We start from the raw sequence: 12,820 nt of genomic DNA, 5'->3' as shown, positions 1-12,820 counted from the left end.
CCCCCGGTGTCGGCCTGAACGGCCTCGTCCTCAATCGCCGGACAGGCTGGATGATGCCGACCCGAGGGTCAAGCCCCTTGGCTCACGCCGTGGGCCACGCATCGGCGAGCATCTTCCGCGTGTCCGCGAGGAGTTGGGGCAGCACCTTCGTGTGGCCGACCACCGGCATGAAGTTCGTGTCGCCGCCCCAGCGCGGGACGATGTGCTGGTGCAGGTGGGCGGCGATACCCGCGCCCGCCACGCTCCCCTGGTTCATGCCGATGTTGAAGCCGTGGGCGCCGGACGCGGTGCGCAGGGCCGTCATCGCCTGCTTGGTGAGAGCCGCCAGTTCCACGGTCTCCGCGTCCGTCAGGTCGGTGTAGTCCGCGACGTGACGGTACGGCACGACCATCAGATGGCCGCCGTTGTACGGGTACAGATTGAGCACCCCGTACACCAGCTCACCGCGCCTGACGATCAGCCCGTCCTCGTCCGATTTCGCCGGAATCGAGCAGAAGGGGCAACCGTCGTCGGCACCGGGGCCGGTCGGCTTGTTCTCGCCCTGGATGTAGGCCATCCGGTGGGGCGTCCAGAGGCGCTGGAACGCGTCCGGCGTGCCCACTCCGATCTGCTGCTCCGGCTCACTCGTCATGCAGGGAAGCATATGGCTTCGCCCGTTCGCGGCGTGTCGCCGGGGTTGCGCGAAACCCCTCCCGCGCCAAGCTGGGCCGATGGACGACGACAGCCGCAAGGCCCGCTGGGAGCAGCGCACGGAGGTCCCCCTCGCCGTGGCGTCGCTGGTCTTCCTCGCCGCGTACGCGGTGCGCATCCTGGCCCACGGCCTGCCGGACACCTGGCAGGACCTCTGCCTCGCCGTGCTGTTCGCCGCCTGGGCGCTCTTCGCCGTGGACTACGCGGTCCGCTGGCGACTGAGTCGCCAGCACCTCCGCTTCGTCCGCACGCACTGGCTGGACACCCTGGTCCTGCTCCTGCCCCTCCTCCGACCGCTGCGCGTCGTCAGGGTGTACGAGGCCGTCCAGCGACGGCACGGACAGCCCCGACTCGCCCTGCACGCGCGCGTGATCGTCTACGCCGGCCTGTCCACCGTCCTGCTCGGTTTCGCGGGCGCCCTCTCCGTCTACCACGAGGAACACGCGGCCCCGGGCGCGACGATAAAGACGTTCGGCGACGCCGTGTGGTGGACCTGCGCGACCTTCGCGACCGTCGGCTACGGCGACGTGGCCCCCGTCACCCCACTCGGCCGGCTGATCGCCGTAGGCATGATGGCCATCGGTCTGGCCCTGCTCGGCGCGGTCACCGGAACCTTCGCCTCCTGGCTGCTCCAGGTCTTCACGCGGGAGGACGACGAGAGGCCCCCGGGGATCTGAACTCCCCGAGGGCCTCCCGAACAACAGCGGACTCAGACCCGCGACAGCGGACTCAGACCTGCGCCCGGTCCGCCACGACCTGCTCGATCTTCGCGATGGCGTCGTCGAACGCGATGCCGTTCTCCTGCGAGCCGTCGCGGTAACGGAAGGACACCGTCCCGCCGTTCATGTCCTCGTCGCCGACGATGACCATGAACGGGACCTTCTGCTTCTGCGCGTTGCGGATCTTCTTCTGCATCCGGTCCGAGGACGAGTCGACCTCGACGCGCAGCCCCTTCTTCTTCGCCGCCACGGCGAACTTCTCCAGGTACTCGACGTGCCCGTCCCCGATCGGGATGCCGACCGCCTGCACGGGCGCCAGCCACGCCGGGAACGCACCCGCGTAGTGCTCAAGCAGTACCGCGAAGAACCGCTCGATGGAACCGAACAGCGCCCGGTGGATCATGACCGGCCGCTGCTTGGAACCGTCAGGACCGGTGTACTCCAGGTCGAAGCGCTCCGGCAGGTTGAAGTCCAGCTGGACCGTGGACATCTGCCAGGTCCGGCCGATCGCGTCCTTCGTCTGGACGGAGATCTTCGGGCCGTAGAAGGCAGCACCACCCGGGTCCGGAACGAGCGGCAGGCCCTGCTTCTCGGCAACCTGGCGCAGCGTCTCCGTGGCCTCTTCCCAGACCTCGTCCGAGCCGACGAACTTCTCCGGGTCCTTGGTCGACAGCTCCAGGTAGAAGTCCGTCAGGCCGTAGTCCCGCAGCAGGTTGAGGACGAACGTGAGCGTCTTGTCGAGCTCGTCGGCCATCTGCTCGCGTGTGCAGTAGATGTGCGCGTCGTCCTGCGTGAAGCCCCGCGCGCGGGTCAGACCGTGCACGACGCCCGACTTCTCGTACCGGTACACGGTCCCGAACTCGAAGAGCCGCAGCGGCAGTTCACGGTACGAGCGGCCGCGCGCGTCGAAGATCAGGTTGTGCATCGGGCAGTTCATGGGCTTGAGGTAGTAGTCCACGCCCTCGTCGAGCTGCATGGGCGGGTACATGCCGTCGGCGTACCAGTCCAGGTGCCCGGACGTCTCGAAGAGCTTCCCCTTCGTCGCGTGCGGGGTGTAGACGAACTCGTAGCCCTCCTCCTCGTGCCGGCGCCGCGAGTAGTCCTCCATGACCCGGCGGACGACACCGCCCTTGGGGTGGAAGACGGCCAGGCCCGAGCCGATCTGCTCCGGGATGGAGAACAGGTCCAGCTCGCTGCCCAGCTTGCGGTGGTCGCGCTTCTCGGCCTCGACCAGGAAGTCGAGGTGCGCCTTCAGCTCCTCCTTGGAGGGCCATGCAGTGCCGTAGATGCGCTGGAGCATGGGGTTCTTCTCGCTGCCGCGCCAGTAGGCGGCCGCGTTGCGCATCAGCTTGAACGCCGGGATGTTGCGCGTGGTGGGCAGGTGCGGACCGCGGCAGAGGTCCTTCCAGCACAGGTCGCCGGTCTTGGCGTCGAGGTTGTCGTAGATCGTCAGCTCGCCGCCGCCGACCTCGACGTCCGCGCCGTCGTCCGTGGACGCGGAGCCCTTGATGCCGATGAGTTCGAGCTTGTACGGCTCGCCCGCCAGCTCCTCGCGGGCGTCCTCGTCGGTGACGACGCGGCGCGAGAACCTCTGCCCCCGCTTCTGGATCTCCTGCATCTTCTTCTCGATGGCCTTGAGATCCTCGGGCGTGAACGGCCGCTCGACGTCGAAGTCGTAGTAGAAGCCGTCCTTGACCGGCGGGCCGATACCGAGCTTGGCCTCGGGGAACAGCTCCTGCACGGCCTGCGCCATGACGTGCGCGGTGGAGTGGCGCAGGATGTTCAGGCCGTCGGTGGAGGAGATCTCGACGGGCTCGACCTCTTCCCCCTCGGAGACGACATACGCCAGGTCCTTGAGCTCCCCGGCCACACGCGCGGCGATGATCGAGCGCTCGCCGGCGAAGAGCTCCGCGGCCGTGGTGCCCGTCGTCACCGTGCGCTCTTCCCGCTCGGAATCGCGTTGGATGATCACACGGACGTCTGACACGGGTCTCTCCTGACTACAGGGTGGGTGCGGCGCCATACCGTGAGCGCGCGCAATAGGGGATCGTACCGACCCTAAGGGGCCCACCGCGAAACGGTTGCCCCGGGCCCGAGCCCAGGACCGGCCCGGCCCCCACTCCCCTCCGCTCCCTCAGTCCTCCTCCCCGCTGCACGCCTCCTCGAAGAAGTCGAGGTTCTCCTGGAGGGACTTCATCAGCCGGTCCCGCTCCGCCTCGTCCACCTGCACGGGTACGACCCCGGAGGCACCGGTCAGCCGACGGAAGCCGCCCCGGCTCTCCAGCCGCCCGTGCACGCGCACCGGCAACCCGACGAGATGAGCGTGCCCGGCTATGCGGTACGACTCCTCGTCCAGGGTCATCCGGACGTGCCCGACCTCGGCACCGGCGATCACCTGCATCCGCACGGTGCCCTCGCCGCGCGGCCCCGACCGGCGCATCCGCACCACCGAGCCGGTGATCCGGACGGGCATGGACGGTTCCTCGCGCAGATAGCGGGCCCCGGCCGCGCGCAGCACGGGCAGGTCGCCGGGCGAGAACTCGACGGCCTCGGCGGGCGCGGCACAGCCCTCGGGGACACCCGCGCCGGGTGCCCACTCGACGGCGATCCGGGCGCCCTCGGTGCCACGCACGAGCGCGACGACGGCTTCGGTCAACTCCCGGCTGACGCCCGCCTCCACGGCCCCGTCGAAGGCGTCCATGCCGCCGGTGGCCCGCTCGTAGTCGATGGCCTCGCGGGTGGCGTACAGGGCCTGGTGGAGGCGTACGGCGAGGGCGCGGCCGGTGTCGACGGGGACGAACGCGGTGAGCTGGCGGCCGCCGGGTGCGGAGCCGACGAGGACGTGTTCCAGGGACGCGGCGGCGGGGCGGCGGTGGCGGGCGCCGTAGTAGCCGGCACGCGCGCGTGTGGCGAGTGCGGCGGCGAGCAGCATCTGGCGGGCGGCGGCGCGGAGTTGCTCTTCGACCGTCCAGGAGGCGGCGCCTGCCGGTCCGGTCGGGATGTCGCGCCACCAGCGGATCTCGTCGCTCGGTACGGCGAGGCCGACGAGGACCTCGCGGGCGGAGGGGGTGTTGCTGCGGGCGAGTGCGATGAGCGCCTCGCCGAGGAGGTCGTCGCTGTCGGGGAAGGCCCGGCTCTCGGGGACCAGCAGGCTGGTGCCCGAGCCGCCGGGCCCGGGTGGGGTCCAGCGGCCGTACCGTCCGGCGGCGCCGCCGCGCCGCTGCCAGCCGTGCCGGCGCAGCAGGGCACCGAGGACGGCGGGGTCCACCTCGTCGGGTTGGGGCGCGCGGTCCCAGGACGTGTCGGCCCGGTCCTCGGGATGGGGTCGTACCGTCCGCAGGTGTTCCTCGACCGAGCGGTGCCTCATGGCCTGCCTCCCGTCCCGACCCGCGTCATGATCTCGCACAGCGCCCGGTCGTCGAAGATGCGCGAGGTCGGTATTCGCACGGTGGTCCGGGTCCGGCCGGTGATCGCGTGACCGGCGAGGTTGACCCAGTAGCAGCAGTGCCGCAGATCGAGCCGGTCGTGGCTGGCGCGCAGCCAGTCGTCCTGGGAACGCGGGACGAGCATCACGACCAGGATCTTGTGCACCGAGACCGGTGTGCGGGCGAGCTTGCGCAGATGGTCGTTGTCGAGCGTGAAGGAGAAGGAACGTCCCGGCGGATTCGGCGGGATCTGGTAAGTGCACTTGAGCTGCACTTTTATCGTGACCTCGTCGTCCACCGTGTGCCCGGGCGAGCCGTGACTGACGTGCCAGTCGATGCCGTTGTCCGGAAAGGGTTGCGACAGCGAGCAGCCGGCCGCAGCGGCGACGGCGTGCAGATAGCCCACCTGCAGTGTCTCCATGCAGGCGGTGGTGGCGAGCGATCCGCGATGGGGTGCCGTCCGTTCGGGCAGCAGCCCGCCCCGCTCGGGCTGCGCTATCACCATGGCCAACAGCCTTCCAAGTTCAGGTGTATCCCGGTGCCGGGTCGCTGAACTGCAAAGACCCGTACTCCTGTTGTCTCCTTCCGGCGTACGGCGCAAACAGCCCGGGTATCACCAAACAGGCAGAAGACGGTACGTCAGCTGCCGTGGGTGAACGAGGAGTTGTGTACGTATGACGTGCTGGTACGAGGGCCCGTTGGCCGCGTTCGACACGGAGACCACGGGCGTGGATGTGGAGACCGACCGGATCGTGTCGGCCGCGATCGTCGTCCAGGACGCCCCTGGTACCCGGCCCCGGGTGGCCCGGTGGCTGGTGAACCCGGGGGTGCCGGTGCCCGCCGGGGCGACGGCGATCCATGGACTGACGGATGAGCATCTTCAGCGCAACGGCCGCTGGCCTGCGCCGGTGATGCACGAGATAGCCGACGAGCTGGCCGAACAGGCCGCGATGGGACGCCCGTTGGTGGTCATGAACGCACCGTTCGACCTGACCCTGCTGGACCGCGAACTGCGCCGCCACCGCGCGTGCTCGCTGGACCGGTGGTTCGAGTCGACGCCCCTACAGGTCCTGGATCCCCGGGTCCTCGACAAACACCTGGACCGCTACCGCAAGGGCCGCCGCACCCTCACCGACCTGTGCGCGCACTACGGCGTCGAGTTGGAGGGCGCGCACGACGCGGGCGCGGACGCGCTGGCCTCCCTGGAGGTCGTCCGCGCCCTGGGCCGCCGCTTCGCGACCCGCCTGGAACGCCTGTCCCCCACCGAGCTGCACACCCTGCAGTCGACGTGGCACGCGGCCCAAGCACGCGGCCTCCAGGCGTGGTTCGCGCGCAGCGGCACCCCGGAGCCGGTGGACCAGTCGTGGCCACTGCGCCCGAACCTGACGGCGGAGGCCGCATAAGCGGTCGCCACCTCGGCGCACAAAAAAGCCGGTCCGCTGCTGCGGACCGGCCTTTCCCGGTGGGCGATACTGGGTTCGAACCAGTGACCTCTTCGGTGTGAACGAAGCGCTCTCCCACTGAGCTAATCGCCCGGGAACGCACCGAACAATACAGGCCCCCGCCGGTTTCCTTCAAACCGCTTCCGTCAGACCGCTTCCAGGTGTGCGAGGAGCCCGCGCCGTCCGGCCCGCATCATCAGCGCGTGGTTGAGGCGGAACACCGGCCGCCCGAGTACGGCGAACCGCCTGAGCGACGGCCGGTTCAGGTCGACCTCCTGGTCGTAGCGGGCGAGCGTGCCGGAACCGTCGGCCGTGAGGGTCCAGCGCGCCCAGCCCACGAGATCACCGGTCATGGCGATCTCCAGGACCCCCGCGACCGGGTCGCGCCGCACTTCGCGCGCGGTGAAGGTCAGGACATACGGCAGGCTCGCGCGGATGCGGATGACGCCGGTCGTGTCGTCGATCCGGTCGACCGCGCGCACCTGCGGCCACCAGCGGGGATAGTCCTCGGCCCGTTCCAGGAACGGGTACACGACGGCGGGCGGCGCGGGCAGGGACCACTGGGCGCGGAAGCGGTAACGGTTCCAGTCCATGGCGGGAGTCTGCCCGGTCCCGGGCCCGTCTCCCGGCCACCAGGCGCGTTTGAGTACCCGTACTCATGTCGTACGACGTGACGGGCACCACACTCCGAGTCATGACGCACATTCCGCCCCCGGCCGTGGAGCTGGGGCTTCTGGACACCGAGCTGCGCCAACTGGACGCCCGCCGGGCCCAGTTGCTGCACCGGCGAGCCTGGCTGCTGACCGTGCTCCAGCCGGTCCGCCCCGTGCCCGTGCTGTCGCCGCCTCCCGCCGCACCGCCCCGGCGGGAGGCCACCGCGCCGAGCGTGCAGAACGTGCTGCTTCTGCTCGGCGCCACCCTGCTCATCCTCGCCGCGATCGCGTTCACGCTGGTCAGCTGGGGCAGCATGGGGATCGCCGGCCGGGCGCTGGTGCTCGGCGCGGTGACCCTGGCGACGCTCGGCGCACCCGTCGTGCTGCTGCGGCGGGGCCTGCGTTCCACGGCCGAGTCGCTCGCGGGCCTCGGTCTCGCCCTGACGGTGCTGGACGCCTACGCGCTGCACGAGGTCGCGTTCCCGGACGGGGACGGCGTGACGTTCGCGGCAGCGGCGGCGACGGTGCTGACGGCGGTCTGGACGGCGTACGGCATCGGACTCGCCGCACTCCCGGGCCCGACCGTCACCCGCCCCGGTCCGAGCACCGCACCGTCCACCCCACCGACCCTTCTCCTCCCCCTCCCCGCCGCGCTCGCGGTCGCCCAACTCCCCTTGCTTCTCTGGGCGATCGCGGCCGGCGGGGGCCCGCACACGATCACGGCCGCGCTCCTGCTGACCGCCGTGACCGACATGGTTGTCGCGCTCCGGGTCTCCCCGAAGGCCGTTCGTCTCGTCGCCGCCGGCGGGGCGTTCGGCATGGGCGGCTGGGGCGTGCTGGCGGCCGGCGTGATCTCTTTGGACGCGTCCGGTCCGGGCGCCGCCGCCCGTGCGGCGGCGCTCTTCGCTCTCGCGGCGGCGGGCGCGTTCGGCGCCGCGTGGCTGGCGACCGGCCGGGGGCTGAGGACGGGTACGGCCGCGGCGGGCGGCCTGTTCCTGGTCGCCGCGCTGGGTGGCATGCTGCGCGCGTCGCTGCCCGCCGACTGGACGGTTCCCGGGTATCTGGCTTGTGGGGTCGCCCTGTTGGCGCTCGTACGGGGTCGGCTCCCCGAGCCCGTACGTCACGGTCTCGGCTGGGCCTCCGGCGCCGTACAGGCGAGCGCGGTGCTGTGGACGCTGCCGGTCGTCGGGGTCACGCTGCTCGGTCCGGCCGCCTGGTTGTCGCACGCCTGGTCCGGTGCACCGGGCGACGCCCGTGACGCGGCCGCGATGGGAACCTTCTGGCCGCCACACGCCACCACAACTCCCCTGGTGCTCGCGGCGGTTGCGACGGTCCTGGCCCGCACGGTCCGCAACGCCGAGTGGCAGCCCCAGGCACGGACCGCCGCGCTGACCCTGGCCTGGACGGCGGCGATCACCGTCCCGACCGCACTCCGACTGCCGTACAGCGTCAGCCTGTTGACGCAGGAGCTCGCGATCATCGCCCTTCTCGTCCTCGCGCACCGCGCCGCGACACTCCTCGCCCTGCCCGCCTCCCTCAGCCTGGCCGCCCTCTCCCTGGCCACGGAGTCCGCCACGCTCGCCGTACTCGCGTCCCTGACCGCCGTGTTCGCGGTGGCCGCCCGGCGCGGCCGACTCGCACCGGCGTCCGCCGCCGCGTCCCTCGGCTACGCCACGGCCCTCGCCTGCGCCGTCGGCGCCGCCCTCGACTGGCAGCCGCAGCACGTCGCGCTGCTGGTGCTCGCCGTACCGGTGACCGCCGCCCTGCTCGCCGCGCGCCTCGCCGAACCGACGACAACGACGGCCGTCGAGATCACAGGCGCCGTCGCGGCCCTGGTCGCGATCGGCCTCTCCACTCTCGAACCGCCCATGTTCGCCCTGGTGTTGGCTCTGTGCGGAGTGATCGCGGCGGGCACGGCGCTACGGCCCGAGCGCAGGAGCGTCGGCTACGTGGCCGCCGCCCTCTTCGTCCTGGCCACCTGGGTACGGCTGTCCGCGTGGGACGTCGGCAGCCCCGAGGCGTACACGCTGGCGGTGACCGTCCCGGCGCTGCTGGTGGGCGCGTTGCGCAGGCGCCGCGAACCGAACACCTCGTCCTGGACGGCGTACGGCCCCGGGCTCGCCGCCACGCTCGCGCCGAGCCTCCTCGCGGCCTGGGCCGACGCGCACTGGACCCGCCCCCTGCTGCTGGGCACGGCCGCACTGCTGGTCACCCTGATCGGCGCACGGCACCGCCTCCAGGCACCGCTCCTCCTCGGCGGCGCCACCCTCGTGCTGGACACCCTGCACGAACTCGCCCCGTACCTCGCCCAGGCCGTCGGCGCCCTGCCCCGCTGGGCGCCTCCCGCCCTCGCCGGAGCCCTGCTGCTCGCACTCGGCGCGACGTACGAGCAGCGGATCCGGGACGCCCGGCGGGTGCGGGAGGTCCTGGGGAGGATGAACTAGCCCTGCATTAGGGCATCTTGTCGCCGAGCAGCGCCAGGTTCTCGATGGCGGCGAGGCCGTAGAGCGCGGTGTCGTTCGAGGACACCCACGCGGCCTCGCTGCCCGGGACGAGCGTCACAGGCCCGGTCAGCGGCTCCGTCTTCCACGGCGAGGACTCCATATAACCGTCCGAGCCGTAGAACTTCGCCCAGGCCCGCTTGGCGAGCGTCGCGTCGTCGAGTTGTACGGCGGCGTAGGCGTCGAGGCGTGAGTGGCCCTGGAAGAGCAGCAGGGTGCCGAAGTTGGAGCCGTAGCGGGCCGCCTGTTCTGTCTTGGACGCGTTGAAGTAGCGGCAGTAATCCATGTACACCTCCTTGAACTTGGGCATGTCGACCAGGTAAATCAGCTCCGCGCAGAGCTCGTTGAGGCCGAAGACGGCCGAGAGGTGCGAGACGGAGACGACGGGCGCGGAGGCGACGGCGAACCTGCCGGTGTCGAGGTCGTACAGCCCGCTGCCCTGCACAAATCCGTTGGGCTGGGCGGCAATTGTCTCCATGGTCGACAGGACGCGCGCCTTGGCCTTCTCCCACTTGGGCCCCCGGCGTTCCCACTCGGTCAGCCACGCCGACACCAACCCGCTCCAGTCCGTGCCGAATCCGATCGACAGGGCGTGCCGGTCGGGGGTGTACGGCTCGGTGCGGATCTTGCGGATCGGGTCGAGGACGAGGAACGTCTCGTCGGAGTCGACGTTGGCCGCCATGAGGTCGCCGACGCGTTCGTCGGCGGTGAGGAAGTAGTAGTAGCGCCGGTAGGTGGTGTTGGCGATGCGCTGCTGCTTGGCGCTGTCGGCGTAGTGCTGGACGCCGTGCCGGGTGCCCAGACCGGCCCATTCGCCGAGGTGGTAGACGTCGACCTCGCCGGTGTGCCGGGTGAGCGCCTCGGCGAAGCGGAAGATGTCCGAGCGGCCCGAGCGGATGTACGCGAACCAGAGCCAGATGTCCGGCGACAGCTCGGAGTTGTCCCAGGCGTAGCCGCCGATGTCGTACCGCCACTGGTGGCGCACGGTGTCGTACGAGTGCATGAAGTCGCCGTAGTCCCAGAAGCCGTACCAACGGCGTTGCGCCACCTGGCCCTTGTAGTAGGTGAAGAGGAAGTCGAGGTGGTCCTCGATCTTCGCCTTGGCGGTGGTGGAGCGGTCGGGCTCGGAGTAGAGGCCCGGGCCGAACACTTTGGACTTGATCAACTGCGCGGGCGGGGCGGCGAGTTGGGGCAACACCCTTACGGCGTCCACCTGTTGGGCCAGGGTCTCGGGTGTCGGGGTGAACTCGTTTGCCCAGAAGAGGAGTTCGGAGGTGCGGGCGATGCCGTACGGCGTGCCGAACTCGGGCTCGTAGTCCTCGTAGGTGATCTCCAGGCCTTCGAGCTGCTTGGCGTACGTGTCCTGGCCCATGCCGTCGTGGTAGAAGCGCAGGTCCATCGGCTGGGCCTCGGGCGACCAGAGCCAGAGGGTGACCTCGGCCTCGTCGGTGTGGGCGTCGCGGATGTCGAGCTGCGCGGGGAACTTCTCCCAGAAGTCCCGCAGCCCGAAGGAGAATCCACCGCTCGCCCCGCCGACGTACCCGAACCCGGAGGCGTGCCCGCCGCCGCCCGCGGGGATCCAGCCGTAGCCCTTCGTGGTGCGCTTGCGGAGGGTGAAGCCGTCGGCGGAGAGCTGGGAGAGGGTGTAGTCGCCCCACTTGGGGATGTACTGGAGGCGGCTCGTGACGCGTTGGTCCCAGGTGGACGGGTCGGCGAGCTTCTGGCCGGCGTACTGGGCCGCCTGGACGGTCGCGCCCGGGTCGCGGCGCAGGCCGGTGACGCCCTGAACCGCCTCCCGCAGCAGGCCGGTTCCCTCGCCGCCGATGCGGATGTGACGGTCGTAGGCCGCGTCCCGCATCGGAACAGTGAAGCGAACCCCCAGCCCGCGGATGAAGTCGCCGCTCGCCTTGCCCGGTTCCACCGTGCCGTCGAAGGTGATCGTGTGCACCATGCGGAAGGAGTCGGCGCCCGCGTAGAAGTAGAGGCGGATCGAGAACGGCAGCCAACTCCGGCCGCCCTTGCGGTGTTTGCCGTCGATGCGGACGACGGCACGGACCGGCCCGTCCTGTTCGACGGTGACCTCGCCGATCACCCCGTCGAAGCGCTCGGTCTTGACCGCGCCCTGGTCCTCGTCCTCGATCTCTGGCTGGCGGATGAGGACGAGGCGGCCGTTCTTGGCGATCTCCGTGCCTCCCCGGGTGACCGACTTGATGAGGGTGGAGCCGTTCTTGCCGATCTTCGCGGTGATGACCCCGGTGGACACGTCGATGGTGCCGCCGCGCTGGTCGACGGTGACCTTCTTGTCGGGGGCGGCCGTGTCCCCGGCGGTGAGGGTGAGCTTGCCGGAGCCCGAACTCACCGCGTGGGCCGTCCACTTGAGGGAACCGTCGGGCCAGTAGGCGATCGGCCAGGACTGCACCGGCACAGCTGTGCCCTCGGCGTCCGTCAGCGCGAAGGTCTGGTCCTCCTGGTAGGTGCCCATCGGCCACGGCACACCCAACGTCGAACCGGGCGCGGCACCGAGACCGCCGTCCTCCAGCCAGTCGAGGATCACCGGGCCGTCGTCGGCCGCCGCGGCTCTGGGCGCGGCCTGGGCGTCCTTCGCCCCTAGCGCCCAGCTGAATTGCGCGGCGGCTCCGGCGACGGCCGCCGCCTTGAGCAGGGACCTGCGGGGAATGGGAGACATGCCTTTCCTTTCCGTGCGGGAAGCGTTCGTCATGTGCGAATAGTCAGGGGCATGACAGGTAGAGGTGCGGCGCCCCGAACGCGCCGACCTCGTGCAGGGCACCGTCCGCCCGTCAGCGGCGCCGGTACCGCTCCTCCACGGCGACGGCCGCCGCGGCGACGGCCCCCAGCACGGGAACCGCCAACGGTGCGATGAGCAGGGCGGAACAGCCGACGAGGACCAGCCCGCCGACGAGGAGGAAGGAGCCGGCCGGGTCGAGGACCGTACGCCGACCGGCCTCGGCGAGCAGCGCCCGCCAGGCGTCCCCCGGCGCCCAGACCGCCGCCGCGCGCATCCCGGCGACGACGATCCCGAGCAACGCGAACACGCCGACGGCACCGACGAGTTGCCCACCGGGCAGCCCCGCGCGCACGGCCTGGACGTCCACCCATACGGCGGCCACCGCGCCCCACCCGGCAACCCCGACGACCCACCCACCGCGCGCCGACACCCGGAAGTCCGCGACGAACTCCCGCCAGCCACCACCCACATGACCCGTACGGCGCCTCAAGTGCCGCGCCCCGGCGGCGAATGCGGCGGGATACGTGACAACTCCCGCCGACGCGACGGCGATCCACACCCCGGTGAGCAGACATTCGGCGAAGACCCCGAACCGCTCGGCGAAGACCGACTCCCTGCGTGCCTTCACGCGTGCTCCGGCCACC

The 12,820-nt window shown here is 70.9% G+C and carries 10 protein-coding genes and 1 tRNA gene; 3 read left to right on the top strand and 8 right to left on the bottom strand.

Annotated elements, in window-relative coordinates; genetic code table 11:
• Positions 1-82: 82 nt before the first annotated feature.
• Entirely contained in the window at positions 83-643 is a 561-nt protein-coding gene (locus OG504_RS42365) for an HIT domain-containing protein (protein ID WP_033282250.1), read from the bottom strand.
• A 67-nt stretch (positions 644-710) separates the two neighbouring features.
• Here OG504_RS42365 and OG504_RS42360 point away from each other — a divergent pair, with 67 nt between their 5' ends.
• Positions 711-1,367, top strand: coding sequence for a potassium channel family protein (locus tag OG504_RS42360; RefSeq protein WP_405994520.1), 657 nt, complete (start codon positions 711-713; stop codon positions 1,365-1,367).
• A gap of 52 nt (positions 1,368-1,419) precedes the next feature.
• Here OG504_RS42360 and thrS read toward each other — a convergent pair whose 3' ends face one another.
• From thrS to OG504_RS42345, 3 genes are all read right to left on the bottom strand, one after another.
• Positions 1,420-3,396: a threonine--tRNA ligase gene (thrS, locus tag OG504_RS42355; RefSeq protein ID WP_405994519.1), complete on the bottom strand. Its 1,977-nt coding sequence runs from the start codon at positions 3,394-3,396 to the stop codon at positions 1,420-1,422.
• 147 nt (positions 3,397-3,543) lie between these two features.
• Positions 3,544-4,776 carry a hypothetical protein gene (locus OG504_RS42350; RefSeq protein WP_405994518.1) on the bottom strand — a complete coding sequence of 411 codons (1,233 nt, stop codon included), beginning with the start codon at positions 4,774-4,776 and terminating at the stop codon, positions 3,544-3,546.
• Positions 4,773-5,339, bottom strand: coding sequence for a DUF4365 domain-containing protein (locus tag OG504_RS42345; RefSeq protein WP_200689140.1), 567 nt, complete (start codon positions 5,337-5,339; stop codon positions 4,773-4,775). Before OG504_RS42345 ends, OG504_RS42350 begins: the two co-directional genes overlap by 4 nt.
• 169 nt (positions 5,340-5,508) lie before the next feature.
• On the opposite strand from OG504_RS42345, the gene OG504_RS42340 reads away from it, so the two are divergent.
• A complete protein-coding gene (locus tag OG504_RS42340) occupies positions 5,509-6,237 on the top strand; it encodes a 3'-5' exonuclease (RefSeq protein WP_405994517.1) in 729 nt (242 codons plus the stop codon).
• 60 nt (positions 6,238-6,297) lie between these two features.
• On the opposite strand, the gene OG504_RS42335 is transcribed toward OG504_RS42340, so the two are convergent.
• Together OG504_RS42335 and OG504_RS42330 are read right to left on the bottom strand one after the other, a co-directional pair.
• Positions 6,298-6,369: transfer RNA gene (locus OG504_RS42335), tRNA-Val, on the bottom strand.
• Positions 6,370-6,422: 53 nt separating this feature from the next.
• Positions 6,423-6,869, bottom strand: coding sequence for an SRPBCC family protein (locus OG504_RS42330; RefSeq protein ID WP_405994516.1), 447 nt, complete (start codon positions 6,867-6,869; stop codon positions 6,423-6,425).
• A 65-nt stretch (positions 6,870-6,934) separates the two neighbouring features.
• Here OG504_RS42330 and OG504_RS42325 point away from each other — a divergent pair, with 65 nt between their 5' ends.
• Positions 6,935-9,373: an SCO7613 C-terminal domain-containing membrane protein gene (locus OG504_RS42325; protein ID WP_405994515.1), complete on the top strand. Its 2,439-nt coding sequence runs from the start codon at positions 6,935-6,937 to the stop codon at positions 9,371-9,373.
• Between the two features lie 7 nt (positions 9,374-9,380).
• Here the strand turns inward: OG504_RS42325 and OG504_RS42320 are convergent, their stop codons facing one another.
• Positions 9,381-12,116 carry a Tat pathway signal sequence domain protein gene (locus tag OG504_RS42320; RefSeq protein ID WP_405994514.1) on the bottom strand — a complete coding sequence of 912 codons (2,736 nt, stop codon included), beginning with the start codon at positions 12,114-12,116 and terminating at the stop codon, positions 9,381-9,383.
• A 112-nt stretch (positions 12,117-12,228) separates the two neighbouring features.
• Entirely contained in the window at positions 12,229-12,819 is a 591-nt protein-coding gene (locus OG504_RS42315) for a hypothetical protein (protein ID WP_405994513.1), read from the bottom strand.
• Position 12,820: the final 1 nt, after the last annotated feature.

It is taken from the genome of Streptomyces sp. NBC_00986, from assembly GCF_045162565.1.
GTDB lineage: Bacteria > Actinomycetota > Actinomycetes > Streptomycetales > Streptomycetaceae > Streptomyces.
This window is presented reverse-complemented; position numbering and strand designations above follow the sequence as displayed.